This window comes from Streptomyces koelreuteriae (assembly GCF_018604545.1).
Taxonomy (GTDB): Bacteria; Actinomycetota; Actinomycetes; order Streptomycetales; family Streptomycetaceae; genus Streptomyces; species Streptomyces koelreuteriae.
Genome location: NZ_CP075896.1, coordinates 7,844,275 through 7,869,953, shown reverse-complemented (window position 1 = coordinate 7,869,953; position 25,679 = coordinate 7,844,275). Strand labels below are relative to the sequence as shown.

At 71.3% G+C, this 25,679-nt stretch carries 25 protein-coding genes; 10 read left to right on the top strand and 15 right to left on the bottom strand.

The features are described 5' to 3' along the window. The first annotated feature begins 15 nt into the window (after positions 1-15). Positions 16-1,233 (top strand): MFS transporter, encoded by a 1,218-nt coding sequence (locus KJK29_RS35430; RefSeq protein WP_251058017.1) that lies wholly within the window; start codon positions 16-18, stop codon positions 1,231-1,233. Positions 1,234-1,294: 61 nt separating this feature from the next. Then, positions 1,295-2,023 (top strand): maleylpyruvate isomerase family mycothiol-dependent enzyme, encoded by a 729-nt coding sequence (locus KJK29_RS35425; protein ID WP_215123270.1) that lies wholly within the window; start codon positions 1,295-1,297, stop codon positions 2,021-2,023. A 21-nt stretch (positions 2,024-2,044) separates the two neighbouring features. Here KJK29_RS35425 and KJK29_RS35420 read toward each other — a convergent pair whose 3' ends face one another. After that, positions 2,045-2,440: a MarR family winged helix-turn-helix transcriptional regulator gene (locus tag KJK29_RS35420; protein ID WP_215123269.1), complete on the bottom strand. Its 396-nt coding sequence runs from the start codon at positions 2,438-2,440 to the stop codon at positions 2,045-2,047. An 86-nt stretch (positions 2,441-2,526) separates the two neighbouring features. On the opposite strand from KJK29_RS35420, the gene KJK29_RS35415 reads away from it, so the two are divergent. Both KJK29_RS35415 and KJK29_RS35410 read left to right on the top strand, forming a co-directional pair. Further along, on the top strand, positions 2,527-4,008 hold the full coding sequence (locus KJK29_RS35415) for an MFS transporter (protein WP_215123268.1): 1,482 nt from the start codon (positions 2,527-2,529) through the stop codon (positions 4,006-4,008). 71 nt (positions 4,009-4,079) lie between these two features. Continuing rightward, positions 4,080-4,364, top strand: a complete 285-nt coding sequence (locus KJK29_RS35410; RefSeq protein ID WP_215123267.1) for a DUF6332 family protein — start codon at positions 4,080-4,082, stop codon at positions 4,362-4,364. On the opposite strand, the gene KJK29_RS35405 is transcribed toward KJK29_RS35410, so the two are convergent. The 3 genes from KJK29_RS35405 to KJK29_RS35395 form a co-directional block, all read right to left on the bottom strand. Beyond that, complete coding sequence (locus KJK29_RS35405) at positions 4,325-4,990, bottom strand: response regulator (RefSeq protein ID WP_215123266.1); 666 nt, start codon at positions 4,988-4,990, stop codon at positions 4,325-4,327. The genes KJK29_RS35410 and KJK29_RS35405 overlap by 40 nt on opposite strands. Positions 4,991-5,027: 37 nt before the next feature. Then, on the bottom strand, positions 5,028-6,251 hold the full coding sequence (locus KJK29_RS35400) for a sensor histidine kinase (RefSeq protein WP_215123265.1): 1,224 nt from the start codon (positions 6,249-6,251) through the stop codon (positions 5,028-5,030). 208 nt (positions 6,252-6,459) lie between these two features. Then, positions 6,460-7,173: a TetR/AcrR family transcriptional regulator gene (locus tag KJK29_RS35395; RefSeq protein WP_215123264.1), complete on the bottom strand. Its 714-nt coding sequence runs from the start codon at positions 7,171-7,173 to the stop codon at positions 6,460-6,462. Between the two features lie 155 nt (positions 7,174-7,328). Here KJK29_RS35395 and KJK29_RS35390 point away from each other — a divergent pair, with 155 nt between their 5' ends. After that, positions 7,329-7,778, top strand: coding sequence for a nitroreductase family deazaflavin-dependent oxidoreductase (locus KJK29_RS35390; protein ID WP_215123263.1), 450 nt, complete (start codon positions 7,329-7,331; stop codon positions 7,776-7,778). Here the strand turns inward: KJK29_RS35390 and KJK29_RS35385 are convergent. Next, positions 7,762-9,003 (bottom strand): geranylgeranyl reductase family protein, encoded by a 1,242-nt coding sequence (locus KJK29_RS35385; protein WP_215123262.1) that lies wholly within the window; start codon positions 9,001-9,003, stop codon positions 7,762-7,764. The genes KJK29_RS35390 and KJK29_RS35385 overlap by 17 nt on opposite strands. 133 nt (positions 9,004-9,136) lie before the next feature. Between KJK29_RS35385 and KJK29_RS35380 the strand changes: the two genes are divergently transcribed. Next, positions 9,137-10,492 carry a dipeptidase gene (locus tag KJK29_RS35380; RefSeq protein ID WP_215123261.1) on the top strand — a complete coding sequence of 452 codons (1,356 nt, stop codon included), beginning with the start codon at positions 9,137-9,139 and terminating at the stop codon, positions 10,490-10,492. 145 nt (positions 10,493-10,637) lie between these two features. After that, complete coding sequence (locus KJK29_RS35375; protein ID WP_215123260.1) at positions 10,638-11,015, top strand: peptidase inhibitor family I36 protein; 378 nt, start codon at positions 10,638-10,640, stop codon at positions 11,013-11,015. 32 nt (positions 11,016-11,047) lie between these two features. Here KJK29_RS35375 and KJK29_RS35370 read toward each other — a convergent pair whose 3' ends face one another. Next, on the bottom strand, positions 11,048-11,776 hold the full coding sequence (locus KJK29_RS35370) for a response regulator transcription factor (protein WP_251058016.1): 729 nt from the start codon (positions 11,774-11,776) through the stop codon (positions 11,048-11,050). Positions 11,777-11,799: 23 nt separating this feature from the next. Between KJK29_RS35370 and KJK29_RS35365 the strand changes: the two genes are divergently transcribed. Genes KJK29_RS35365 through KJK29_RS35355 form a run of 3 tightly spaced genes read left to right on the top strand, consistent with a single transcriptional unit; the run spans position 11,800 to position 15,017 of the window. Next, on the top strand, positions 11,800-14,172 hold the full coding sequence (locus KJK29_RS35365) for a sensor histidine kinase (RefSeq protein WP_215123259.1): 2,373 nt from the start codon (positions 11,800-11,802) through the stop codon (positions 14,170-14,172). 48 nt (positions 14,173-14,220) lie between these two features. Beyond that, complete coding sequence (locus tag KJK29_RS35360) at positions 14,221-14,589, top strand: hypothetical protein (RefSeq protein WP_215123258.1); 369 nt, start codon at positions 14,221-14,223, stop codon at positions 14,587-14,589. Positions 14,590-14,639: 50 nt separating this feature from the next. Next, a complete protein-coding gene (locus KJK29_RS35355; protein WP_215123257.1) occupies positions 14,640-15,017 on the top strand; it encodes a peptidase inhibitor family I36 protein in 378 nt (125 codons plus the stop codon). Positions 15,018-15,053: 36 nt separating this feature from the next. On the opposite strand, the gene KJK29_RS35350 is transcribed toward KJK29_RS35355, so the two are convergent. The 9 genes from KJK29_RS35350 to KJK29_RS35310 all read right to left on the bottom strand — a co-directional run bounded on the left by KJK29_RS35350 (position 15,054) and on the right by KJK29_RS35310 (position 25,626). Further along, entirely contained in the window at positions 15,054-16,157 is a 1,104-nt protein-coding gene (locus KJK29_RS35350; protein ID WP_215123256.1) for an ABC transporter ATP-binding protein, read from the bottom strand. Then, a complete protein-coding gene (locus KJK29_RS35345) occupies positions 16,154-17,245 on the bottom strand; it encodes an ABC transporter ATP-binding protein (RefSeq protein WP_215123255.1) in 1,092 nt (363 codons plus the stop codon). The genes KJK29_RS35350 and KJK29_RS35345 overlap by 4 nt, the downstream gene beginning before the upstream one ends. Before the next feature lie 27 nt (positions 17,246-17,272). Continuing rightward, positions 17,273-18,265, bottom strand: a complete 993-nt coding sequence (locus tag KJK29_RS35340; RefSeq protein WP_215123254.1) for an ABC transporter permease — start codon at positions 18,263-18,265, stop codon at positions 17,273-17,275. 74 nt (positions 18,266-18,339) lie between these two features. Further along, positions 18,340-20,016: an ABC transporter substrate-binding protein gene (locus KJK29_RS35335; protein WP_215123253.1), complete on the bottom strand. Its 1,677-nt coding sequence runs from the start codon at positions 20,014-20,016 to the stop codon at positions 18,340-18,342. Positions 20,017-20,097: 81 nt separating this feature from the next. Beyond that, complete coding sequence (locus tag KJK29_RS35330) at positions 20,098-21,129, bottom strand: ABC transporter permease (protein ID WP_215123252.1); 1,032 nt, start codon at positions 21,127-21,129, stop codon at positions 20,098-20,100. A gap of 305 nt (positions 21,130-21,434) precedes the next feature. Further along, the gene (locus tag KJK29_RS35325; RefSeq protein ID WP_215123251.1) at positions 21,435-22,478 is read right to left on the bottom strand and encodes an NUDIX hydrolase; all 1,044 of its coding nucleotides are present in this window, start codon (positions 22,476-22,478) and stop codon (positions 21,435-21,437) included. A 147-nt stretch (positions 22,479-22,625) separates the two neighbouring features. Next, positions 22,626-22,868, bottom strand: coding sequence for a hypothetical protein (locus tag KJK29_RS35320; protein WP_215123250.1), 243 nt, complete (start codon positions 22,866-22,868; stop codon positions 22,626-22,628). 66 nt (positions 22,869-22,934) lie between these two features. Further along, entirely contained in the window at positions 22,935-23,159 is a 225-nt protein-coding gene (locus KJK29_RS35315; protein ID WP_215123249.1) for a hypothetical protein, read from the bottom strand. Positions 23,160-23,232: 73 nt separating this feature from the next. Next, positions 23,233-25,626, bottom strand: coding sequence for an ATP-binding cassette domain-containing protein (locus tag KJK29_RS35310; protein ID WP_215123248.1), 2,394 nt, complete (start codon positions 25,624-25,626; stop codon positions 23,233-23,235). Between the last annotated feature and the right edge of the window lie 53 nt (positions 25,627-25,679).

The window sequence follows — 25,679 nt, the reverse complement described above, 5'->3', positions numbered from 1 at the left end:
ACCTAGTCTGAGTTTGTGCCGCAAATAAACAAACCCCGAACGCACAGCGCCGTGCCGGGCGACGGCAGCTCTCTGACCCGACTCCGTATCGCGCTCACCGTCTTCTTCGCCCTCGACGGCTTCGTCTTCGCCGGCTGGGTCGTGCGCATCCCTGCCATCAAGGAACAGACGAACGCCTCCGCCAGCGCCCTCGGCCTCGCCCTCCTGGGCGTCTCGGCCGGTGCCGTCATCACCATGACCCTCACCGGTCGACTGTGCCGCCGCTACGGAAACCACCAGGTCACCGTCGTCTGCGCCGTCCTGCTCTCCCTCAGCGTGGCCCTGCCCCCGCTGACCCACTCGGTCCTCGCGCTGGGCCTCGTGCTGCTGCTCTTCGGCGCCGCGTACGGCGGGATCAACGTCGCCTTCAACAGCGCGGCCGTCGAGCTGGTGGCCGCGTTGGGGCGGCCGATCATGCCGAGTTTCCACGCCGCGTTCAGCCTGGGCGGCATGGTCGGCGCGGGTCTGGGCGGGCTGGTCGCGGGGGTCCTCTCCCCCACCCGGCATCTGCTGCTGCTCACCGTCGTCGGACTGCTGGTGACGGCCCTGGCGGGACCGACGCTCCTGCGGCACGAGCCGCCGACACCCCCGGAGCGGGAACGCCCCGCGCAGGACGCCCCGCGCCGACTGGACGGCCGCACCCGCGGGCTGGTGATCGTCTTCGGCGTGATCGCGGGATGCACCGCGTACGGCGAGGGGGCGCTGGCCGACTGGGGCGCCCTGCACCTGGAACAGGACCTGGACGCCTCGCCGGGCGCCGCGGCCGTCGGCTACTCCTGCTTCGCGCTCGCCATGACGGTGGGGCGGCTGACCGGCACCACGCTCCTGGAACGACTGGGACGGACCCGGACCGTCGTCGCGGGCGGCACCACTGCGGCGGCCGGAATGCTGCTCGGCTCGCTCGCCCCCTCCCTGTGGGCGGCCCTGCTCGGATACGCGATCACGGGTCTCGGCCTCGCGAACCTCTTCCCCGTCGCCGTGGAACGCGCGGGCGCCCTCGCCGGCCCCAGCGGCGTGGCCACGGCCTCCACCCTCGGCTACGGCGGCATGCTCCTCGGGCCGCCCGCGATCGGCTTCATGGCGGACTGGTTCACCCTGCCGGCCGCCCTGACCAGCGTGGCGGTCCTCGCGGCGGTGGCGGCGGCGGTCGGGGCGCTCGTGGGCGCGGCGACGCGGCGGCCTGCCGAGCACTGAGGCGACTCGGCAGCGGGAAACCCCGGGCCTGGAGCGGGCTCCATACGGCAGACTCGGCGGCATGGAGACCGCCGAGTTCCTGCACACGCTGGAGTCAGAGGGCCTGCTGCTGGCCGCGGCCGCCGAGGAGGCCGGGACGGACGCGAAGGTGCCGACCTGCCCTCAGTGGCAGGTGCGCGACCTGCTGCGACACACGGGCGCGGTGCACCGCTGGGCCGCGTCGTACGTCGCCGAGGGGCTCACCGAGCACCGCCCGCTGGGTGAGAGCCCGGACCTCGACGGCGCCGAACTCGTGGCCTGGTACCGCGACAGCCACCGCCACCTCATCGCCACCCTGGCCGGTGCCTCGCCCGGCGTGGAGTGCTGGGCCTTCCTGCCCGCGCCGTCCCCACTGGCCTTCTGGACCCGGCGGCAGGCGCACGAGACGGCCGTGCACCGGATCGACGCCGAGTCCGCACGCGGGGGCGCCCCGACCGCCGTCGCCCCGGACTTCGCGACCGACGGCATCGACGAACTGCTGCGCGGCTTCCACGCCCGCTCCAGAAGCAGGGTGCGCACCCCCGAGCCCCGCGTCCTGCGGGTGCGCACGGAGGACACCGGCGCGGTGTGGACCGTACGGCTGTCCCCGGAACCGCCCGTGACCACGCCGGGCGGGACGGACGAGGCGGAGTGCGAACTGTCCGGCCCGGCCGAGCAGTTGTACCTGGCCCTGTGGAACCGGGCCCCGCTGCCGAACGTGACGGGCGACCAGGCGCTCGCCACGCTGTGGCGGGAGACGTCCGGAGTCTGACGGCTCCGCGCCCCGGGCGGCTCAGTCGTCCGTCAGCATCCGCGCGAGCACCGCGCGCTGCACCGGCAGCACCTCGCCGTGCAGCGCGCGCCCCTTCGCCGTGAGCGCGACCTGCACGCCCCGCCGGTCCTCGGAGCACATACAGCGCTCCACGAGCCCTTCCTTCTCCAGCCGGGCGATCAGCCGCGACAGCGCGCTCTGGCTCAGATGGACCCGGTCGGAGATCTCCTGCACACGGTAGGACGGGGTGCCCTTCGGCGTCCGGCACCCGGCGAGGACGTCGAGCACCTCGAAGTCGCTGGCGCACAGGCCATGGCCGTGCAGGGCACGGTCGAGTTCGCACTGTGTTCGCGCGTGCAGCGCCAGAATGTCCCGCCACTGTTCCACGAGCGCCTGCTCGGCCTGCTTCCCCGACATGGGCCGCACCGTAACAGAGAGCCGGGATTGTTGCACCCGAATTAAGTGCACTTGCATCTCATGCATGTGCATGTAGTGTCTCGGCCATGACCTCTCCGCTCACCACCCCCACGTCCGACGGACGTTGGACTCCGCGACTCTGGGGCACCCTGCTGGTGCTCTGCGCCGCGATGTTCCTGGACGCCCTGGACGTGTCCATGGTCGGCGTCGCGCTGCCGTCCATCGGCGCCGACCTCGGCCTGTCGACCTCGGCGCTGCAATGGATCGTCAGCGGCTACATCCTCGGCTACGGCGGTCTGCTGCTTCTCGGCGGACGCGCCGCCGATCTGCTGGGCCGGCGCCAGGTCTTCCTGGTGGCGCTGGGCGTCTTCGCGCTGGCCTCGCTGCTCGGCGGTCTCGTCGACTCCGGGCCGCTGCTCATCGCCAGCCGCTTCATCAAGGGCCTGAGCGCGGCCTTCACGGCCCCGGCCGGCCTGTCGATCATCACCACGACGTTCCCCGAAGGCCCGTTGCGCAACCGGGCGTTGGCCATCTACACCACCTGCGGCGCCACCGGCTACTCGATGGGCCTCGTCTTCTCCGGCCTGCTCACGGAGGCCAGCTGGCGGCTCACCATGCTGCTGCCCGCCCCGATCGCGCTGATCGCCCTGCTCGTGGGCCTGAGGCTGCTGCCGCGCACTGAGCGCGAGCGCGGGCAGGGCGGCTACGACATCCCCGGCGCCGTCCTCGGCACCGCCTCGATGCTGCTGCTCGTCTTCACCGTCGTCGAAGCGCCCGAGGTGGGCTGGGCGGCGGCCCGGACCATCGCGTCCTTCGTCGCCGTGGCCGTTCTGCTGGTGGCCTTCGTCGCCGTCGAACGGCGCAGCCCCAGCCCGCTGATCCGGCTCGGGGTGCTGCGCTCGGGGCCGCAAGTGCGGGCGCAGCTCGGCGCGTTGACGTTCGTCGGCAGCTACATCGGCTTCCAGTTCCTGGTCACCCTCTACATGCAGCAGTTGCTCGGCTGGTCCGCGCTGCACACGGCCCTGGCGTTCCTCCCGGCGGGCGCGCTGGTGGCGCTGTCCGCGACGAAGGTGGGCGCCGTCATCGACCGGTTCGGCACGGCCCGGCTGATGGTGCTCGGCTTCGCCCTGATGGTGACCGGCTATGTCCTGTTCCTGCGCATCGACCTGAATCCCGTCTACGCGTCGGTGATCCTGCCGACGATGCTGCTGGTCGGCTCGGGCTTCGCGCTGACCTTCCCGTCCTTCAACGTCCAGGCCACCAACGGCGTGGACGAGCACGAGCAGGGCATGGTCTCCGGGCTGCTCAACACCTCGGTCCAGGTGGGCGGCGCGATCTTCCTCGCCGTGGTGACGGCGGTGGTGACCGCGAACAGCCCGGAGCAGGGCGCCGCCACCCCGCAGGCCGTCCTCGACAGCTACCGGCCCGGCCTGGTGGTCGTGACGCTCATCGCCCTCGCCGGTCTGCTGATCACCCTCACGGGCCTGCGGACCCGCCGGGACCGGCCGTCCGTCGTGGTCGCCAAGTCCAGCCCCAGGGAGGCGGAACGCGTATCCGTACGCGACTAGGGGGAACGCCTTCCACGGTGCGCCCGGCGGGACGGCTTGCCCGCCGGGCGCACGCCTGTTTGACTCGCCTCATGACGAGTCACGGGGGACGGCGTACTCAGGCCGAGCGGGACGCGGTCACCGTCGAGATCGGGTACGCGCTGTGCAGTGCGGCCTTCGCGGCGGCGGTCGTCTTCGGGGCCGTGGCGGGTCCCGCGCTGCTCTTCGCGCTTCCGCCCACATGGGGGACCCTGCTGGTGCGCGCCGGGCTGGTGCTCGCGCCGGTGCTGTTCGTCGCCCGGGTCGTCAGTGTGCTGCTCCGGTTCCGGTCGGGGGCTCAGCCCAGCCAGCCCGGCCGCACCAGCCCCGACTCGTAGGCGAGCACGACCAGTTGGGCCCTATCGCGGGCGCCGAGCTTCACCATGGTGCGGCTGACGTGGGTCTTCGCGGTGAGCGGGCTGACGACCAGCCGGCGGGCGATCTCCTCGTTGGACAGGCCGATACCGACCAGGGCCATCACCTCCCGCTCCCGCTCGGTGAGCCTCGCCAGGGCGTCGGCCGCCGCGGGCTCTTTGGAGCGGGCCGCGAACTCGGCGATCAGCCGGCGCGTCACCCCCGGCGAGAGCAGTGCGTCGCCCGCGACCACCGCCCGTACCGCGCGCAGGAGTTCGTCCGGCTCGGTGTCCTTGACGAGGAAGCCGGAGGCACCCGAGCGGATCGCCTCGAAGACGTACTCGTCGAGCTCGAAGGTGGTGAGCATGACCACCTTGACGTCCTTCAGGCCCGCGTCCCCGGTGACCTTCCGGGTCGCGGCCAGGCCGTCGAGCGCGGGCATGCGGATGTCCATCAGGACGACGTCGGGCCGCAGTTCGCGGATCCGGCGCACGGCCTCCTCGCCGTCGGCGGCCTCCGCTGCCACCTCGATGTCCGGCTGTGCGTCGAGCAGCGCCCGGAACCCTGCCCGGACCAGTGACTGGTCGTCGGCGAGCAGTACGCGGATCACCGGTCCTCCTTGCGTCGTCCTCCGGTCCGCCGACGGTTCACTCGGCAGCGGACGCCGTCAGCGGCAGTACGGCGAGGACCCGGAAACCGCCGTCCGGGCGGGGCCCCGCCTCGATGGTGCCACCCAGCGCGGCGGCCCGCTCCCGCATGCCGACCAGCCCGTTGCCGCCGCCGCCCGCGTCGGCGCCGGTCGCGGGCCCGTCGTCGTCGATCCGCAGCCGCAGCGTGTCCGCGTCGTGCGCGAGGCGCACCCGCGCGTGCCGCGAACCCGAGTGCCGTACGACGTTGGTCAGGGCCTCCTGGACGATGCGGAAGGCGGCAAGGTCCGTGCCGGGCGCGAGGCGCGGCGGCTCGCCTTCCACCTCGACCGTGAGACCCGCGCTCGCCGCCTGCTCCACCAGCTCGGACAGCCGGTCGAGCCCGGGCGCCGGGGCGCGAGGGGCGTCACCGGGCGCGCGCAGGGTGTCGAGCACCTGGCGCACCTCGCCGAGCGCCTCCTTGCTCTGGTCCTTGATCGTGGTGAGCGCCGTACGGGCCTGCTCGGGGTCGGAGTCGAGGAGCGCGAGGCCGACGCCCGCCTGCACATTGATCACGGAGATGCTGTGTGCGAGGACGTCGTGCAGTTCCTGTGCGATCCGCAGCCGCTCCTCGTCGGCCCGCCGCCGCGCCGCCTCGGCACGCTCGGCCCGCTCCCGGACCCACTGCTCGCGCCGGACCCGGAACAGCTCCGACACCGCGGCGATCGCCACCACCCAGGTGGCGACGACGATCTCCTCGCCCCAGGAGGCGGCGGAGTCCCCCGACGGCGGCAGCCACTGAAACAGCCAGTGCGCCACCAGGACGTGCCCGGCCCACAGCGTTCCCATCGCGGCCCACGCCGCCCGGCGGTGCCCGGCGACGATCGCGCTGAAGCACGCCAGTGCGACGGTGAGGAGCACCGGCCCGTACGGATACCCGGCCCCCAGGTAGAGCAGGGCGGCAGCCGCCGTGCCGAAGACCACGGCCACCGGATACCGCTTCCGCCACAGCAACAGCCCTCCGGCCACCAGCAGCAGCAAGCGCGCGAACAGGTCGAGTTCCGCCCGCTCGCCCTCCTGGCCGTGCGCGGCGAAGTTCGAGCCGACCAGCACGAAGACCGTGACGGCGACGGTGGACCGCCAGGGCCACCGGGGCGCACGCTCCCCCTCCCCCCACCGGTCCCACCACGGAGGCCCATGGCGCCACCACTGAGGCGGCCCACCCCGCGCGCGCTGCTCGTCCATACCGGCCACGCTAGACGCCGCCCGCCCGGAGCGGCGTCAGCCAGGCGTGGTGATCACGTGTACTCCCCGGGAAGTACACGGCCGCCCGTTGTCAGGCTCCCCTCACTTCCGTGGAGACACCCCGTGGAGAGGATGCGAGATGCCGTCGCCGGAGTTACCGGAGTTCCCACGCTGCTCCTGAGCGAGGGCACCCCGCCCACCGCCGACATCAGCGGCCTGGCGCTGCGCCCTCGGTAGGTCCGGTTACCAGCCCCACCCCCTGGGCGAGTCGCCCCGCCGCGTGGCGGAAGAACGTCTCCCGGTCCTCCACGACCCGGTGGAACTGCCCGAACAGCTCGAAGCCGACCAAGCCGTAGAGCTGGGCCCAGGCCGCGACGAGAGCCGCCGCCGCTGCCGGGGGGAGGTCGGGCGCGAGGTCGGCGGCGATCCGCTCGGCCTCCGGGCGCAGTTCGGCCGGCAGCGAGGGTCCGGTCAGGCCGGCGGCGTGGTGGGCGTCGCGGGCGATGCCGATGAGCAGCAGGCCGACGCGGGCGGCGGGCGGGACGGTGGTCTCGGGGGCGGTGTAGCCGGGCACGGGCGATCCGTAGATCAGCGCGTACTCGTGGGGGTGGTCCAGCGCCCAGCCCCGCACCGCCTCACAGACCGCGACCCATCGCCGGAAGGGGTCGGCCGCCGGCTCATGGGCCGCCTCGGCCCGCTCGCCGAGGGAGTCGTAGGCATCGATGATGAGAGCGGTCAGCAGGTCATCACGGCTGGGGAAGTAGCGGTACAGCGCGGAGGAGACCATGCCGAGCTCACGGGCCACGGCACGCAGGGAGAGCCTCGCGGCGCCCTCCGCGGCGAGCTGTCTGCGGGCCTCGTCCTTGATGGCCGCGGTGACTTCGATCCTGGCCCGGGCCCGGGCGCCGTGTGCGGTGCTCATACGGCGAAGTGTGCCATGAAAGTAGAGCAGTGCACACAAACGAGAGCAGTGCTCTTGCCCTGGAGTGCCGACCTCGGGCAGACTGAACCCAGCGAGAGAGAGCAGTGCTCACAAAAGAGAGCACCGATCCGCCACCCGGAGACCAGGGGGACCCCATGTCCACACACGTCCAGAAGCCCGGCTGGGTCACCGTCAACGTCATCAACCGCTTCGTGGCCTGGATGACCCGCCGCGGCATCAGCGTCTGGGGCTCCCGCGTCCTCGCCGTCCGCGGCCGCAAGAGCGGGCAGTGGCGCACCACCCCGGTCAACCTGATGACCCTGGACGGCCGCAAGTACCTGGTCGCGCCCCGCGGTCATGTCCAGTGGACGCGCAACATGCGCGCCTCGGGCGGCGGCGAACTGCACCTCGGCAAGCGCGTGGACACCTTCACTGCGACCGAGGTGGCCGACGACGACAAGACCCCGATCCTGCGCGCCTACCTCAAGCGCTGGAAGGCGGAGGTCGGGGTCTTCTTCAACGGGGTGGGCCCGGACTCCCCGGACGACGAGCTGCGCCGGATCGCCCCCGACCACCCGGTCTTCGAGATCACGGTGACGAGCTAACCTCGCCGTCCGACGCGGGACGACGGTCAACCGCCGTCAGCGCCCGCTGGGCCATGGGATGGGTACGGACGATCTCGCCCAGCGACGTGGCACCCCGCGTGATGTCCTTGAAGCCCTTCCAGGCCGGGCGGAAGCCCATCAGCGCACCGTGGAACAGACCGGGGCGACGCTCGAACGCCGTCAGCAGCCGCTTGCCGACGCTCATCTCCACGCCGAGCCCTGCCTTGACCGCGAACGCGTAGTTGAGGGCCTGCCGGCGCGTGTCCACCGCGTCGTGCGCCTCGGCGATCCGCACCGCCCACTCCCCCGCGAGCCGGCCGGAGCGCAGCGCGAAGGAGATGCCCTCGCGGGTCCACGGCTCCAGCAGCCCCGCCGCGTCGCCGCAGACCAGCACCCGGCCGCGCGACAGCGGCGAGTCGTCGGCCCGGCAGCGGGTCAAGTGCCCGGACGAGATGCTCGGTTCGAAGCCGGCGAGGCCGAGGCGGCCGATGAACTCCTCCAAGTACCGCTTCGTCGCGGCGCCTTCACCCCGGGCCGAGATCACCCCGACCGTGAGGGTGTCGCCCTTGGGGAAGACCCAGCCGTAACTGCCGGGGATCGGGCCCCAGTCGATGAGCACCCGCCCCTTCCAGTCCTCGGCGACGGTCTCCGGCACCGGGATCTCCGCCTCCAGGCCGAGATCCACCTGGTCGACCTTGACCCCGACATGCGCCCCTATACGGCTGGCGCTGCCGTCCGCCCCGACCACCGCTCGCGCGAGCAGGACCTCGCCACCCTGCAGGACGACCGCGACCGTGCGCCGGTCCGGCACCTCCGAGCCGTGCTGCTCGACCCGCTGGACGGTGACACCCGTCCGCAGCTCGGCGCCCGCCTTCTGCGCGTGCTCGACGAGCTGCTGGTCGAACTCGGGCCGGTTGATCAGCCCGAACAGCATCTGCTTGGACCGGCGGGTCCGCGTGAAGCGGCCGTTGTGCGAGAACGTCACCGCGTGCACCCGGTCCTTGAACGGCAGCTCGAAGCCCGGCGGGAGGGCGTCGCGCGAGGGGCCGATGATGCCGCCGCCGCACGTCTTGTACCGCGGCAGCTCCGCCTTCTCCAGCACCAGCACACGTCTGCCCGCGACCGCCGCCGCGTACGCGGCCGAAGCTCCCGCGGGTCCCGCACCCACCACGACGACGTCCCACACCTGCCGCGCGTCGTCCGCCGAAGAGTTCTCGCTGCTCACGATGGTCTACTGCTCCCGATCAAGCCGCCTGCCCTGCTGTCTCCCGCATCCTACGGCGGACCTGGTCAGGGCCCGCTGTGGGAGGATCTACAGCACTCAACTCTTCAACGTCGCACCCACAAGGAGCGTGCCCATGTCGTCGAATCCGGTCGCCGAGACCGTCGCCTCTCTGATGCCGGAGGCGAAGACGGAACTCACCGAACTGGTGGCCTTCCGGTCGGTGGCGGACTTCGACCAGTTCCCGAGGAGCGAGAGCGAGGGCGCCGCCCGCTGGATCTCGGACGCGCTCACCGCCGAGGGCTTCCAGGACGTGGCCCTGCTCGACACCCCCGACGGCACCCAGTCGGTCTACGGCTACCTCCCCGGCCCGGAGGGTGCGAAGACCGTCCTGCTCTACGCCCACTACGACGTGCAGCCGCCGCTGGACGAGGCCGGCTGGACCACCCCGCCGTTCGAGCTGACCGAGCGCGACGGACGCTGGTACGGGCGTGGCGCCGCCGACTGCAAGGGCGGTGTGATCATGCATCTGCTCGCGCTGCGCGCGCTGAAGGCGAACGGCGGCGTGCCCGTGCACGTCAAAGTGATCGTCGAGGGCTCGGAGGAGCAGGGCACGGGCGGTCTGGAGCGGTACGCCGAGGAGCACCCGGGCCTGTTGGAGGCCGACACGATCGTCATCGGCGACGCGGGCAACTTCCGAGTCGGCCTGCCGACGGTGACCTCCACGCTGCGCGGTATGACCCTCGTCCGCGTCAGCGTCGACACCCTCGCGGGCAATCTGCACTCGGGCCAGTTCGGCGGTGCCGCGCCCGACGCGCTCGCCGCGCTGATCCGCGTCCTGGACTCGCTGCGCGCAGAGGACGGCTCGACGACCGTCGACGGGCTCGCCTCGGACTCGGCCTGGGAAGGCCTGCAGTACGACGAGGAGCAGTTCCGGCAGGACGCCAAGGTGCTGGACGGCGTCGAGCTGATCGGGTCCGGCACGGTCGCCGACCGGATCTGGTCGCGCCCGGCCGTCACGGTCCTCGGCATCGACTGCCCGCCCGTCGTCGGCGCCACCCCGTCCGTGCAGTCGAGCGCCCGTGCGCTGATCAGCCTGCGGGTGCCGCCGGGCGTGGACGCGGGTGCGGCGACCAAGCTGCTCCAGGCGCATCTGGAGGCGCACACGCCCTGGGGCGCGCGGGTGAGCACCGAGCAGATCGGCGAGGGCCAGGCCTTCCGCGCCGACACCACCAGCCCGGCCTACCAGGCCATGGCCGCCGCGATGGCGGTGGCGTACCCGGGCCAGGAGATGCAGTACGCGGGCCAGGGCGGCTCCATCCCGCTGTGCAACACCCTCGCCGCCCTCTACCCGCGTGCGGAGATCCTGCTCATCGGGCTGAGCGAGCCGGAGGCCCAGATCCACGCGGTCAACGAGAGCGTCTCCCCCGGGGAACTGGAGCGGCTGTCGGTGGCGGAGGCCCTGTTCCTGCGGAACTACGCGGCGATCTGACGCCCCGGCGGTCACCGACCGCCGACCACCGCAACACACCCCGCACGAGGGCCGGTTGCGAACTCTTTCGGGTGAAGCCCCGTGCCGCCGCCGACGGCACGGGTAGCTCTCCGGAAAGGGCTTGAAACCGATCCTTGGAGCGCCCATGCGAGTCCGCACCCTGCTCACCGCGCTGCTCACCACGGTGGCCGCGATGTCCCCGGTCACGGCCGCCCACTCGGCTCCCGCGCCGTCAGCGGCGGCGCGAGCGCAGTGCCCACAGGGTCATATCTGTCTCTGGGAGCACGCCGACTTCCAGGGTTTCCAGTGGGGCGGCCCGCCCGTCCCGAACGAGGAGCCGAACGGCTGTCACGACTTCGCGGAGCTCTCGCCCGGATCGGTCATCAACAACTCCGACCGGGCTTACTACGTCTTCAGAGAGGGCAGCTGCACGAACCCGGGGCGCAGCCTGGAACTGCCCATCGGAGAGTCGCCGCGATTCCCGTGGCGGATCGGCTCCGTCTCCTGGTGCCGGAGCTGCTGACCGGTTTCAGCGGTCCCGACGGCCCGCAGGGGTCACATGGGGTGCGGTGAGCGGCGGTCCCGAGCGGGCGGCGGGGCGCCCAGTCCCGCGTCGCGTGCCTGGGAGACGGCCTCGGCGCGGCGGGTGACCTGGAGCTTGGCGAAGATGCGGCTCACGTTGTTGCGTACGGTCTTGTCCGAGAGGACCAGTTCCCGGGCGATGCGGCGGTTGTCGTAGCCGCGCGCCACCAGCTCCAGCACCTCCCCCTCCCGCCGGGTCAGTTCGGGGAAGGGCTGGTCGGGGAGCGCCCGGCGCGCCCCGGAGAGCAGGGCGGCGATCCGGTCGGCGATCTCGGGCCCGAAGACGGCCCCTCCGGTCGCGACGGTCCGCACGGCGCTGAGCACCGCGTCCCGCCCCGACCCCTTCACCAGATACCCACGTGCCCCCGCGCGCAACGCGGCGAGAACACTGGCGTCGTCCTGAGACATCGTCAGCATCAGGACCGGCAGCCCGGGGTGGCTCGCGGCCAGCCCGCGCACGGCCTCCGTGCCCGAGATTCCGGGCAGCCCCACGTCCATGACGACCACCTGCGGCCGGGTGTCGGCCACGAGGGCGCCCAGCGTCTCGGCGTCCCCGGCCTCGCCGACGACATCGATGTCCTCGGCGCTGTCGAGCGCGGCGCGCAGCCCTGAGCGGAAGAGGGGATGGTCGTCGACGATCAGGACCCTGAGGTGCGGGTGTTCTTCGACGGTGTCCGCCACGGGCGCATGGGTGTCTGCCACAGGCGCATGCTACTTGTAGTGGCGTGATCACAAAGGGTGGCGGCCGGGGGGCGGTCGATGCGCGGCGCCCGCGCCAGGTCGCGGCCCGGGAGCGGGAATGGGCGGCGGCGGCCTTCAGTCTTCTGCTGTGCGTGGTGTCCGTGCTGGGCTGGGGAGCGCTGTGCACCCTCCGCCCGCCCGTGGGCGGCTGGCGCCTGGACATGGGCACGGATCTGTCCACGGCCCTGGTCGGCCTGCCGTGCGCCGTCCTGGGCTTCCTGGTCCTCGTACGTCCCGCGGACCGCACGGCGGGCTGGCTGCTGCTCGCCACCGGGCTCGGGCTCACGCTGCCCTTGCTGACGGGACAGCTCGTCCTGCTGGCCGAGCCCGGTCCGAGAGTGCGCTTCGCCGCGCACCTCTTCGCCCAACTGTGCTCGCTGGCGCACGCGTACGCGATGGTCGTGCTGCCTCTCACCTTCCCGGCGCCCCGCCGCGCGGGACGCTTCGTCCGTCTCTACGCGGGGGCGCTGGCCGCGGTCCTCGTCGTGATCACGCTCGTCGCCACGGCCGTGGAGGACGCGCCCGGCGCGGGCCCGCATCCGTTGCGCGCGAGCCAGTGGGAGCGCTTGGCGCTGGCCGTTCTGGAGCCCTGTATCGCCCTGAACCTCTGGCTCGTCCTGGTGTGCGCGCTGGTGAACGCCTCCGTCGTCGCCCGTCGTTGGCGCCGGGCCGGGCGGTGGGCGCGCCGGGAGGCCGTCGCGTTCTCGGCCGCGTATCTGCCGTGGATATACGGGGACATCGCCGAGGAACTGCCCTGGATGCCGACGTGGACGGTGATCGCGGCTTTCGTCACGGGGGCGGTCGGCTGGTACACGGCGGCCGGGTACGTCATCGGCAAGGGCGGCATGTGGCAGCTCGACCGCACCAGCCGCCGACTGCTCGTGACAGCCGTCGTCGTCACGACCGTCGTCGTCGCCTACACGGCCGTCGCGGCCACGGTCTCCACGGTGCTGCCCGACGCCGACGGGCCCGGGGCGTTCGCCGTCGCGGTGGTGGCCGTGCTGATCGGCTCCGGTCTCAGGCCCCTCACCTCGTGGGCGAGCCGCCGCGTCGACCATGTCTTCCACGGCAGGAGCGCGGCGCCGTACGAGGCGGTGCGCGGGCTCGCGCGGCGGCTGCGCGAGGCGCCGGAACCGGACGACGTGCCGGTGGTCCTGTGCCGTAGCGCGACGGAGGATCTGCGCTTTCCCATGGCCCTGGTCGAGGTGGTGACCCGCTCCGGTCCCTGTGTCCTGGCCACCTCGGGAGGGGCGTGGCGGGGCGAGGGTGCGCACGAGTTCCCGCTGCGCCATCACGACGAGGTGATCGGCACACTGCGGGTGGCACCGCGCTCGGGGGAGCCGCTGCTGTCGGGGCGGGACGCCGAGCTGCTGCAGTTGCTGGGCGACCAGGCCGCTCCCGCGATGGCCGCGCTGCGGCTGGTGCAGGACGTGCGGGCGGCCCGGCGGCAACTCGTCCTCGCCCGGGAGGAGGAGAGGCGGCGGCTGCGCCAGGAGCTGCACGACGGCCTCGGCCCGCTGCTCGCCGCGGCCCGGATACACCTGGACACCGCCCTGGCGGTGCTTCCGCCCGCCGCCACACGACCGGCCCCGCCCGCCACATCACCGGCCCCGCCTGCCGCGGCCCTGCCGTCGGCGCGGGCGGCGGCGTCCGCCGGTGTCGAGACCTCTCTGCGGCCGGCCGTGGAGGCCATCGCGCAGGCGACGGTCGAGGCCCGGCGTCTCACCGACGGTCTCGGTCCGGCCGTGCTGGCCGAGCAGGGACTGGAGTCGGCGCTGCGGGACCTGGCGCAGACGCTGACGGCGCCCGGGATCGTCGTCACGGTGGTCACGGAGTCGGGGTCCGCACAGGAATCGGGGTCCGCACAGGAATCGGCAAGGCAATCGGCATCGGAATCGCCGCCGACGCCCGCACCGATGTCCCCACCGGACGGGGACACGGCAGCGGCGCCCGAGTCCGCGCTGCCCGCGGCCGTGGAGAGCGCGGTGTACCGGATCGCGTCGGAGGCGCTCGCGAACACCGTCCGGCACGCGGGGGCCACCCGGTGCGAGATCCGTCTCACCCGGCATCCCCACGCCGCCGTCCTCAGCGTCGTCGACAACGGCACGGGGCTGCCCGCCCGGGTGCGTACCGGTGCGGTGGGGCTGGCGTCCATGGCGGAACGGGCCCGGGAACTGGGCGGGGTCTGCCAGGTGACGAGCGGCTCGTCCGGTACCCGGGTGCGCGCGGTACTGCCGACGGTCGCCGCCGCGCCGCCCCCGCACGAGCGGTTCTTCCCCCATGTCCCGGCCGCGGGACGGGACGAAGACGAGACCGGCGCATCGTGCGCCCGGGACACCGGGCGGCACAAGCTCTGATCACGGCGCCGGAACGGCCGGCGCGCCTCGTGGAAGAGGAAGCCTCCCATGACCATCCGTACCCGCCTGCGGTCGGCGACGGCCGCTCTGGCGACAGCGGCGACGCTCGTGCTGACCGCGCAGAGCGCGGTCGCCGCCCCGCAGGTCTCCGGCCGCTGGGACATGCCCAACGGCGTGCTGTGGGCCGAGACCGGCGAGGAGTTCGGCGACGTGGCCTACCAGCGCACCGGAAACACCGCGGCCAGCGTGTCCATCGGCTTCGTCGACACCGACGGCGAGCGCCGCTCCCACACCCAGCTGCTGCGCAAGGGCCAGACCATGGCGTTCCGCTGGCAGCGGGCGGCCGTCCCCGCCGACTGCGTCACGGTGTTCGTGCAGTTCACCAGCGAACGCGTCTCGCATCAGCTGTGCCGATGACGGCCCGCACCACCCCCGTGTCCCACCCTCCCGAGAGAAGGAACAACCTCATGCCGACCAGCCGCAGCCTCATCCTCCTGTCCACCGCCCTGGCCTCCGCCGCGCTGTTCGCCGCCCCGCCGGCCACGTCCGCGCCCAGCGGGTACGACCGCTGCCCGGCGAACCACTTCTGCCTCTTCGACGGCCCCGACGGCACCGGCCTCATGGCCAGCTTCCGCAGCGGCTCGCCCGACCTCGCGCGGCAGAGCATGGACAACCGGGCGTCGTCCCTCATCCACAAGGTCCCTGACTCGGTCTGGTGCGTCTACGACGAGCGCGGCTACGGCGGCACCGAGTATCTGCGCATCTACCCGGGGGCCAAGGGCCCGTTCCAGTCCGACTGGGACAACAGGGTCAGCTCGGTCCGCAAGGGCGAGTGCAGCCCCTGACGCGGATGCCGTCCACCGCCTGCCCGGGCCGCTCGGTCAGGGGCTCTCCTTCAGCCCCGTGAGCGCCGGATCGAGGACGATGTCCCGCGCTCGCGCCGTGACGGTCGGCTCCTCGGGGAAGTGGCAGGCGGTCAGATGGCCCGAGGGGCTGCCCTCGACGCGCACCAGCGGTGGCTCCTCGGTGGCGCATCTGTCCTGGGCCTTCCAGCAGCGGGTGCGGAAGCGGCAGCCGGAGGGCGGGTCGATCGGTGAGGGCACGTCGCCGGCCAGCCGGATGCGTTCGCGCCGCTCGGTCGCGTCCGGGTCGGCCTCGGGTACGGCGGACATCAGCGCGTGCGTGTAGGGGTGCCGCGGGCGGGTGTAGAGGGACTCGCGGTCGGCGACCTCGACGATCTTGCCGAGGTACATCACGGCGACCCGTTCGGAGAAGTGCCGTACGACGGCTAGGTCGTGGGCGATGAAGACGAAGGCGATCCCGAACTCCCGCTGGAGGTCCTGGAGCAGGTTGACGACCTGCGCCTGGATGGAGACGTCCAGCGCGGAGACGGGTTCGTCGGCGACGATCAGCTTCGGGCGCAGGGCGAGTGCGCGGGCGATACCGATGCGCTGGCGCTGGCCTCCGGAGAACTCGTTGGGGTAGCGGTTGTAGTGCTCGGGGTTGAGGCCCACGGTCTCCAGGAGTTCCTGGACGCGCTTCCTGTGGCCCTGGGGCGGGTTGATGCCGTTGAGCCGCATCGGTGTCTCGATGATGGTGCCGACGGTGTGCCGGGGGTTCAGCGAGGAGTACGGGTCCTGGAAGATCATCTGGAGGTTGCGGCGGGCTTCCCGCATCCGTGCGGCGGGCCGGTGGGTGATGTCCTCGCCGTCGAACAGGACGGTTCCGCCGGTGGGTTCGAGCAGTCGGGTGATCAGCCGGCCCGTGGTCGACTTGCCGCAGCCGGACTCGCCGACCAGACCCAGCGACTCGCCGGGCCCGACCGCGAAGTCGATGCCGTCGACGGCTCGGACGGCCCCGATCTGCCGCTGGAAGATGATGCCCTGCCGGAGCGGGAAGTGCTTCCGCAGACCGCGCACTTCGAGGAGGTTCTCACCGGCGGGGCGGTCGGTGGTCGGCCCGGTGAGGGGCTGCGTGGTGCTCACGGCGTGTTCCCTTTCGTCGGCTCGTGACCGTCGGCCCCGCCGCGGATCTCCTGTTTGGCCTCGTCGGTGAGATGGCAGGCGGCGAGGTGTCCCGCCATGCCGGAGACGAGGCGCAGCTCGGGCCGCTCCACCGTGCAGCGCCCCTGTGGCTCCCAGCCCTTGTAGGCGCAGCGCGGGTTGAAGGAGCAGCCGTCCGGCAGGTTGATCAGGCTCGGCGGGGTGCCGGGGATGGGGTTCAGCCGCTCGCCGACGTCGCCGGTGAGGTGCGGCATCGACTGCAACAGGCCCCAGGTGTAGGGGTGCTGGGGCGACTTGAGCACTTCGCGGGTGGTGCCGTACTCGATGCGGCGGCCGCCGTACATCACCAGGATGTCGTCGGCGACGTCGGAGACCACGCCGAGGTCGTGCGTGATGATGACGACGGCGGAGCCGAACTCCTCCTGCAGATCGCGGATCAGGTCGAGGATCTGGGCCTGGACGGTGACGTCCAGGGCGGTGGTGGGTTCGTCGGCGATGAGCAGGGCGGGGTCGCAGACCAGGGACATGGCGATCATGGCGCGCTGGCGCATGCCGCCGGAGAACTGGTGCGGATAGTCCCTGACGCGGCGCTCGGGCTGCGGAATCCCGACCCGCTTCAGCATCTCCACCGCACGCTCCCTGGCCTCCTTCTTGGAGACCTTGTGGTGCACGCGGTAGGCCTCGGCGATCTGGGCGCCGACGGTGAAGAAGGGGTGCAGCGCGGACAGCGGGTCCTGGAAGATCATGGAGACCGTACGGCCGCGCAGTTCGCGCATCTCGGCCTCGGGCAGGGAGACGAGTTCCCTGCCCTCCAGCCGGATCTCGCCGGAGACCCGGGCGCTGGTGCCCTTGTGCAGTCCGAGCAGGGCCAGCGAGGTCACCGACTTGCCGGAGCCGGACTCGCCGACGATGCCGAGGGTCCTGCCCTTCTCCAGGCTGAAGGAGACGCCGTCGACGGACTTGACGAGGCCGTCCTCGGTCGGGAAGTGCACCCTCAGGTCGGTCACGTCGAGGAAGGGTGCGGGTGCGGGCGTGACGTCCGCGGGCTGCGGTGAGGTCTGAACGGACACGGGTGTTCCTAAGGACGGAAGAAGGGCTCAGGCGAGGCGTACGCGCGGGTCGACGAGGCCGTACACCAGGTCGACGACGACGTTGGCGAGGACGACGAACGTCGCGGCGAAGAGCGTGGTGCCGAGGATGACCGGCAGGTCGGAGTTCTGGACGGAGTCGACGGCGAGCTTGCCGATGCCGTTGATGCCGAACACCGACTCGGTGATGACCGCGGAGCCGCCGATCAGGGAGCCGACGTCCATGCCGAAGATGGTGATGATCGGGGTGACGGCGGCCCGCAGCCCGTGCTTGAGGACGACGGTGCCGGCCGGCAGGCCCTTGGCGCGGGCGGTGCGCATGTAGTCCTCGGCGAAGACCTCCAGCATGGAGGAGCGGGTGAGCCGGGTGTACATCGCGAGGTAGACGATGACGAGGGTGGTCCACGGCAGGAGCAGCCCCTGGAACCAGCCGGCCGGGTCCTCGGTGATCGGCGTGTAGCCGGAGGTCGGCAGGATCTGGAACTTGTCGACGAAGAGATACAGCAGGAGCAGGCCGATGAAGTAGATCTGCACCGACACACCGAACAGGGCCAGTCCGACCGCCGCCTTGTCGGCGGCCCGGCCCCTGCGGACCGCGGCGACGGTGCCGAGGCCGACCCCCAGGACCAGGAACGCCACCGCGGCGCCGAGACCGAGGGAGAGGTCCGCCGGGAAGTCCTGGAGCAGCGTCGTCAGGACGGGGGTGTCGGTCTGGAAGGAGACGCCGAGGCAGGGAGCCCCGCAGTGGATGCGGACGCTCTGGTCGCCGAAGTCACGGCCGGCGACCAGCCCCTTGAGGAACTCCCAGTACTGCGTCAGATAGCCCTGGTCCAGGCCCAGCGAGTGCTTGATCTCGGCGAGGCGGGAGGGGGAGCAGGTCTTTCCGCAAGCCAGGAGCGCGGGGTCGGACGGCAGCGCGAAGAAGATGAAGAAGGTGATCGTGGTGATCACCAGCATGATCACGGCCGCTGCCAGCAGGCGTCTGATGAGGTAACGAAACATGGGGTGCCGGGACCTGACGTGAGTGGGCTGCCCGCCGGCGGCCGGAACCGCCGGCGGGGTTCAGATAAGAGGCGTCAGTGCTTGACGTAGACGTGGACCAGGCTCGGCTCGGCCAGGATCGTGTCGGGGATGACACCGCCGACCTTGGAGCCGGACATGTCGCTGAAGTTCATGTACGTCAGCGGGACCACGGCGGCGTCCTTCAGGATCTGCTGGTCCATCCGGCCGTAGGCGGCGTTGCGCTGCTTGACGTCGGTCATCGTGGCGGCCTTGTCGATCAGCGCGTTGACCTTCGGGTCGTTCAGGTAGGACAGGTCCTGGTTGGCCTGCGGGTTCTTCTTGATGAGCCGGCCGTCGAAGAGGGTGGGCAGCACCGTGGAGGCGTTCGGCCAGTCGGCGATCCAGTCGCCCCAGGTCAGGTCGTACTGGTTCTTCGTGTTGTCGACGGTGCTGAAGTAGTTCGCCGCGTCGATCGGGCTGATGTTGACGTGGATGCCGATGCGCTCCAGCGCGGTCTTCACGGCGTCGGCGAAGTGCTCCTGGGTGGGGGTGTTCTCCACGGCGATCGACATGGCCGGCTTGGGGTTGCCGGCCTGCTTCATCAGGGCCTTGGCCTTGGCGAGGTTGCCGGCCGGGTTGGCGCTGTACAGGTTGAACTTCTGGTAGCCGCCGATGCCGGGGCTGAGCATGGAGGTGGCGTAGTCGCCGTACGCGGAGCCGCCGAAGGCGCCGCGGACCGTGGTCTTGTCGATGGCGTACTCGATCGCCTGGCGGACCTTGAGGTCCTTGACGCGGGTGGTGTTGATCGCCAGGTAGTTGATGCCGGGCGCGGGGATCTTGTAGTAACGGCTCTTCAAGGAAGGGTCGTTGGCGAGCGACGCAAGGTCGGAGCCGGCGATCGGCCACTGCTGGATCGACGTCTGGGCGGTGCCGGCGTCGGCCTTGATCTGCTGGTCGATGGCCGACTCGTCCTGGCCGAATCTGACGTCCATCTCGTCGACGTTCTGCTGCCGGATCGGGTCGGTCGCCTGGGACCAGTTCTTGTTCCGGGTGAGGACGAGTTCCTTGTTCTTGGTGTACGACTTGATCATGTACGGGCCGTCGGACCACACATGGGTGTCGTAGGTCGAGCCGGTGTCATGGGCCTTGGGCACGGCCGCCCAGCCGGGCATCGCGGTGGTCTCGTTGAAGTCGGCCACCGGCTGGTTCAGATGGAAGACGATGGTGTACTTGTCCGGCGTCCCGATGGAGTCGAGCTCCTTGCCCTGGTACGGGCCCTTGTAGTCGGAGCCACCGACGAGCCACTGGCCCGCGTAGGGCGGTCCGCCGTTGATGTCGGAGGAGAAGAACCGCTCGACGCCGTACTTGATGTCCGGTGCGGTGACCTCGGCGCCGTCCTGGTACTTGACGCCGTGCCGCAGATGGAAGGTCCAGACGGTGGCGCCCTTGCTGGGCGTTCCGGTGTCGGTGGCCAGGTCGCCGACCAGTTTCGGCGTCGAGCCCGTCTCGTCCCAGCCGGTGAGGGTCCGGACGATCTCCTCGTCCATGCTCGAACCCTCGGTCGTGTAGACGCGCTGGGGGTCGAGGTGGTCGAAGTCCGCCTTGTCGAGAACGGTCAGCGTGCCGCCCTTGCCGGGGGCGCCGCTGCCGCCGGCGCCGGAGGACCCTCCGCATGCGGTGGCTCCCAGGGCGATCACCACGGCGGTTGCCGTGAGAGCGACCGTGCGCGATCTGCGCGTGCTGCGCGTCATTGAGGAAACTCCTTCTTGCTACGGGCGCGGCGGCCGTTCGTGGGGCCGCCGGGCCGACACTCGGAGGGGGGGGTGGCTCGGTCAGCCGCGCCGGGCGCGGGGATCCAGGGCGTCCCGGACGCCGTCCCCGAGGAGGTTGAGCGCCAGGACCAGGAGGAAGAGCAGGACGCCGGGCACGAAGAGGTACATCGGGTCCTGGAGGAAGAACTGGGAGGCGTCCGAGAGCAGGGCACCCCAGTCCGGGTTGGGCGGGATGACGCCGACGCCCAGGTACGACAGGGCCGCCTCGGTGGTGATGTTCTGCGGGACGGCCAGCGCGAAGGAGATCAGGATCGGCGCCCACAGGTTGGGCAGCAGCTGCCGGAAGAGGATGTGCCGCCGGCCGGCGCTCATCAGCCGCGCGGCGTCGACGAACTCCCGCTCGCGCAGGGACAGTACCTGTCCGCGCACCAGACGGGCGGTGTACGCCCAGGCGAAGACGGCGATGTTGAGGACCAGGACGAGAAGGCGGAGGTTCTCGTCGGTGCCGCCGTGGGTGTTGGTCTGCAGCGCGTTCTGGATCACCGGGGTGAGCGCGATGATGAACAGCAGCTGCGGGAACGCCAGCATCACGTCCATGACCCGGGACAGCAGCGAGTCGACCCAGCCGCCGAAGTAGCCGGCCGCGAGCCCCGCGACGACACCGACCACGGTGGACAGCACCGCCGAGGCGAGGCCCACGTACAGCGAGGTGCGCAGGCCGTAGACGATGCGGGCGAACAGGTCGTAGCCCGTGCCCGGTTCGACGCCGAGCAGATGCCGGGCGCTGATGCCGCCCAGCGATCCGTAGGGGAAATTGCCCGTGTCCGGGTTGATCGCCTTGTTGTCGGGGGTGATCGGCCCCCAGCCGGTCAGCGCCGTGAGGACGGGCGCGAGCAGGGCGATCACGATGAACAGGACGGTGGCCACCAGGGCGGCCGTGGTGACCTTGTCCCGCCTGATCCGCCGCCAGGCCATCCGGGCCGGTGAACGTCCGGCGACGACGGGGCCGCCGGGTCTGCTGTCCTGCGTCGACGGCTCGGTCAGCAGCGCGGTGCCGCCGCCGGTGTCGACCGGCTGGTGTTGCGTGGTCATCGTACGGACATCCTGGATCTGCCCCTGAGGCAAGGAAATTGAGTGGCGGTCGTGAACGCCGCCGTGAGACATTGCGGACTTTCGCAATGCCGTGCGAGGCCGGTCAAGCCGCACAGGGGTCAGAAAAGGGATTGTTTGCGGTCATGGAAAAGTGTTGACGAGAGCGGGGAATGTGATTACCCGCCACGTGAGGGAATGAGGGAGATTCCTTGGGCGGTGATTGACATTGTCGCCGGGTGCGTTTCCTCTCGCTTTTCCCTCGGAATCCCCCGCGCCGGGTAAAGGGCGCCCACGCAGACCCCGGCTCAGCCGACCGGCACCCCGGCCTCCAGGTAGTGCGCCGCTCCGCGTTCGCGCGCCCTCAGGGCCCAGCGCAGCCGCTCGTAGCGCACCGGTGGCAGCAGGTCGGCGGCCTCCTCCTCGGTGACGAACCGCCAGCCGCGCAGCTCCGGCCCGGGCAGCAGCACCCGGCCGGCCGCCGCGGAGTCGAGGAGGCCGCCGTCGAAGAGGAGGCGCAGGCCGCCGAAGCCGGGGGGCGCGGGGCGCTCCCAGTCGACGACGAGCAGGCTCGGCACCTCGTCGAGGTGGATGCCGGTCTCCTCGGCGACCTCCCGCACACCGGCCCGTGCGGGCGCCTCACCCGGCTCGACCACTCCGCCGGGGAACTCCCAGCCGGCCTTGTAGGTGGGGTCGACGAGCAGCACACGGTCCTGCTCGTCGAAGAGGAGCACACCGGCGGCGAGCGTCTCGGCGGTGGGCTCGGGCGTCTGCACGATGTCGCAGGCCGGCACGGAGCCGCTCCGCACGGCCTCGGCGATGCGGACGGCGGTCTCGTACGGGGTGAGGTCACTGGTGTCGACCGGGTGCGCGTCCGCGGTGAGCCAGGAGGCGAGCGCGGCCCGGTACGGCTCGATGTGGTCGGCGGACCACTGGCGTATTCGTATCTCCCCGTCGGGGAGGTCCCGTGGCACCTCGCGGCCCGCGATGCGCTCCCGCAGTATCGTTTCGGCCGGAGCGAGCAGGATGTGGCTGACCGGAATCCTGCGCGCGGCCAGGCCGCCGAAGATCTCGTCGCGGTACTCCTGCCGCAGCAGCGTCATCGGGACCACCAGGGTCCCGCCGAGCTCGGCGAGCATCGCGGCCGCCGTGTCGATCACGAGCCGCCGCCAGATCGGCAGGTCCTGGAAGTCGCCGACCTCGGCGAGGCGCTTGGGCGGGAGCAGATACCGGAGCGCTCCGCCGATGACCTCGGGGTCGAAGAGCGTGCTGTTCGGGATCAGTTCGATCAGTTCCTGTGCGGTGGTGGTCTTCCCCGCACCGAACGCGCCGTTGATCCAGACGACGGTCACAGGTCCCCCTCTTCTGTTGGCCCCCTGAGGCTTGCCCGCTCCACCCTGCCACGGAAACCAGCCCCAGTTGAGGGCGCATGACGACGGCGCCGGCGCTCCCCTCGCACGGGGAGCGCCGGCGCCGTGGGCCGGGGCCGGAGCGGCTCGTCAGCCCTTCTTCTTCTGAACGCCCTTCTTGTGGGCAGCCTTCTTCTGGGCGCCCTTCTTCTGGAGGCCGTCCTTTCCGGCCACGGACAGGCCGTCCTTGCCGACGGCCTGGTTGAGCGTGTTGAGGGTCTCGTCCACGTTGATCCCGGGGAGCTTCTCCGCGACCGCGTGCGACGGGGTGACCGCCGCGACGACGAAGCCGGTGGCCAGGGAGGCGATGGCGAGCATGCTGCGCTTCTTCATGACCGACTCAACTGCCGGAACCGCTCCGGGGTCACGCCACTGGGCCGTTCGGGCGACACGACGGCTTCATCCGGAACCGTCGTCCCAGGTCCCGGGCCCGCCGCCGCGCCATTCGATCAGCCCCGACGAGGCCGCGTACGCCGCGTCCGCGTCCTCGATCCCCGCCCGCCGCAGGAACTCGGCGACGTCCAGCAGCCCATAGGCGATCCCGAGGAACTGATCGTCCACACGGACCCGCCTGCCGCCGTCCGCGGCGGGCGGGTAGACCACGACGGGCTTCACGGACGCCATGCCACCAGGGTGCGCGGGGAGGGCGCCGGACGCGCGCCGGGATGGGCCGTTCAGCCTGCCTCTCGCGTCCGCGTCAGGCACCCACGTAGGCCGCGAGATGCTCCCCGGTCAGGGTGGAGCGGGCCTCGACGAGTGCGGCCGGGGTGCCCTCGAAGACGATCCGGCCGCCGTCGTGTCCGGCGCCCGGGCCGAGGTCGATGATCCAGTCGGCGTGCGCCATGACCGCCTGGTGGTGCTCGATGACGATGACCGACTTGCCGGCGTCGACGAGCCGGTCCAGCAGGCCGAGCAGCTGCTCCACGTCGGCGAGGTGGAGTCCGGTGGTCGGCTCGTCGAGGACGTAGACCCCGCCCTTGTCGCCCATGTGCGTGGCCAGCTTGAGCCGCTGCCGCTCGCCGCCGGACAGGGTGGTGAGCGGCTGGCCGAGGGTGAGGTAGCCGAGTCCGACGTCCGCCATCCGTTCGATGATCCGGTGGGCCGCCGGGGTGCGTGCCTCACCGGCGCCGAAGAACTTCTCGGCCTCGGCCACCGACATCGCCAGCACCTCGCTGATGTCGCGGCCACCGAAGCGGTACTCCAGTACCGACGCGTCGAACCGCCTGCCCTCGCACACCTCGCAGGGGGTGGCGACGGTCTGCATGATCGCCAGGTCGGTGTAGATGACACCGGCGCCGTTGCAGGTGGGGCAGGCGCCCTCGGAGTTGGCGCTGAAGAGCGCCGGCTTCACCCCGTTGGCCTTGGCGAAGGCCTTGCGGATCGGGTCGGCCAGTCCCGTGTACGTCGCCGGGTTGCTGCGCCGGGAGCCGCGGATGGCGGTCTGGTCGATCGACACCACGCCCTCGTCGGTGGGAATCGAACCGTGCACGAGCGAGCTCTTGCCGGAGCCGGCGACCCCGGTGACGACGGTGAGCACGCCGAGCGGGATGTCGACGTCGACGTCCTGGAGGTTGTTCGCCGTCGCCCCGCGGATCGGAAGGGTGCCGGTGGGCTCGCGGACCGTCTCCTTCAGCGCGGCCCGGTCGCCGAGATGACGGCCGGTGACGGTGCCGCTCTTGTGCAGCCCCTCCAGGGTGCCCTCGAAGCAGACGGTGCCGCCCGCCGTGCCGGCGCCTGGGCCGAGGTCCACGACATGGTCGGCGATGGCGATCGTCTCCGGCTTGTGCTCCACGACGAGCACGGTGTTGCCCTTGTCGCGCAGCCGCAGCAGCAGGTTGTTCATCCGCTGGATGTCATGGGGGTGCAGTCCGATGGTCGGCTCGTCGAAGACGTACGTGACGTCGGTGAGCGAGGAGCCGAGGTGCCGGATCATCTTGGTGCGCTGTGCCTCGCCGCCGGAGAGGGTGCCCGAGGCCCGGTCGAGCGAGAGATAGCCGAGCCCGATCTCCACGAACGAGTCCAGGGTGTGCCGGAGCTTGGCGAGCAGCGGGGCCACCGACGGATCCTCGATCCGGCGGGCCCATTCGGCCAGGTCGCGGATCTCCATCGCGCAGGCGTCGGCGATGTTGACCTTGCCGATCCGGGAGGAGCGGACCAGTTCGCTGAGCCGGGTGCCGTCGCACTCGGGGCACTCGGTGAAGGTGACCGCCCGGTCCACGAAGGCCCGGATGTGCGGCTGCATCGACTCGCGGTCCTTGGCGAGGAAGGTCTTCTGGATCTTCGGGATCAGCCCCTCGTAGGTGAGGTTGACGCCGTTGATCTTCACCTTGGTCGGCTCGCGGTACAGGAAGTCGTGCCGCTCCTTCTTGGTGTACTTGCGGATCGGCTTCTCCTTGTCGAAGAAGCCCGACTCGGCGATGACCCGCACCACCCAGCCGTCCCCGGTGTAGGTGGGGATGGTGAACGGGTCCTCGGAGAGCGACTTGGAGTCGTCGAAGAGCTGGGTGAGGTCGATGTCGGAGACCTTGCCCCGGCCCTCGCAGTGCGTGCACATGCCGCCGGTGCGGCTGAAGGTCACCTTCTGCGTCTTGGTCTTGTCGGCACCCCGGTCGACCGTGATGCCGCCGCTCGCCGAGACCGTGGCGACGTTGAAGGAGAACGCGCCGGGCGGGCCGATGTGCGGGGTGCCGAGCCGGCTGAAGAGGATGCGCAGCATCGCGTTGGCGTCGGTGGCGGTGCCGACGGTGGAGCGCGGGTCGGATCCCATGCGCTGCTGGTCGACGGTGATCGCGGTGGTCAGCCCGTCGAGCACGTCCACCTCGGGGCGGGCGAGGTTCGGCATGAAGCCTTGGAGGAAGGCGCTGTACGTCTCGTTGATCAGCCGCTGCGACTCCGCGGCGATCGTGTCGAACACCAGCGAGCTCTTGCCCGAGCCGGAGACGCCCGTGAACACCGTGAGCCTGCGCTTCGGAATCTCGATGCTGACGTCCTTGAGGTTGTTCTCGCGCGCACCGTGCACACGGATCACGTCATGGCTGTCGGCAGCGTGCGGCCCGGGCGACCGTCTGTCCGTCGTCGTGGCCTTGCTCATCGTGTCTCCATCTGTCGCTCGGACGTTCTTTCCCCGCACCGGACCCGGGGGTG

Bases quoted from the DNA above. Each gene is read 5' to 3' on its own strand.
- KJK29_RS35415 (WP_215123268.1), top strand. From the start codon at position 2,527: ATGACCTCTCCGCTCACCACCCCCACGTCCGACGGACGTTGGACTCCG.
- KJK29_RS35420 (WP_215123269.1), bottom strand. From the start codon at position 2,440: ATGTCGGGGAAGCAGGCCGAGCAGGCGCTCGTGGAACAGTGGCGGGAC.
- KJK29_RS35320 (WP_215123250.1), bottom strand. From the start codon at position 22,868: ATGAAGAAGCGCAGCATGCTCGCCATCGCCTCCCTGGCCACCGGCTTC.
- KJK29_RS35310 (WP_215123248.1), bottom strand. From the start codon at position 25,626: ATGAGCAAGGCCACGACGACGGACAGACGGTCGCCCGGGCCGCACGCT.
- KJK29_RS35375 (WP_215123260.1), top strand. From the start codon at position 10,638: ATGCGAGTCCGCACCCTGCTCACCGCGCTGCTCACCACGGTGGCCGCG.
- KJK29_RS35425 (WP_215123270.1), top strand. From the start codon at position 1,295: ATGGAGACCGCCGAGTTCCTGCACACGCTGGAGTCAGAGGGCCTGCTG.
- KJK29_RS35315 (WP_215123249.1), bottom strand. From the start codon at position 23,159: ATGGCGTCCGTGAAGCCCGTCGTGGTCTACCCGCCCGCCGCGGACGGC.
- KJK29_RS35395 (WP_215123264.1), bottom strand. From the start codon at position 7,173: ATGAGCACCGCACACGGCGCCCGGGCCCGGGCCAGGATCGAAGTCACC.
- KJK29_RS35410 (WP_215123267.1), top strand. From the start codon at position 4,080: ATGACGAGTCACGGGGGACGGCGTACTCAGGCCGAGCGGGACGCGGTC.
- KJK29_RS35340 (WP_215123254.1), bottom strand. From the start codon at position 18,265: ATGTTTCGTTACCTCATCAGACGCCTGCTGGCAGCGGCCGTGATCATG.
- KJK29_RS35390 (WP_215123263.1), top strand. From the start codon at position 7,329: ATGTCCACACACGTCCAGAAGCCCGGCTGGGTCACCGTCAACGTCATC.
- KJK29_RS35360 (WP_215123258.1), top strand. From the start codon at position 14,221: ATGACCATCCGTACCCGCCTGCGGTCGGCGACGGCCGCTCTGGCGACA.
- KJK29_RS35400 (WP_215123265.1), bottom strand. From the start codon at position 6,251: ATGGACGAGCAGCGCGCGCGGGGTGGGCCGCCTCAGTGGTGGCGCCAT.
- KJK29_RS35330 (WP_215123252.1), bottom strand. From the start codon at position 21,129: ATGACCACGCAACACCAGCCGGTCGACACCGGCGGCGGCACCGCGCTG.
- KJK29_RS35355 (WP_215123257.1), top strand. From the start codon at position 14,640: ATGCCGACCAGCCGCAGCCTCATCCTCCTGTCCACCGCCCTGGCCTCC.
- KJK29_RS35335 (WP_215123253.1), bottom strand. From the start codon at position 20,016: ATGACGCGCAGCACGCGCAGATCGCGCACGGTCGCTCTCACGGCAACC.
- KJK29_RS35380 (WP_215123261.1), top strand. From the start codon at position 9,137: ATGTCGTCGAATCCGGTCGCCGAGACCGTCGCCTCTCTGATGCCGGAG.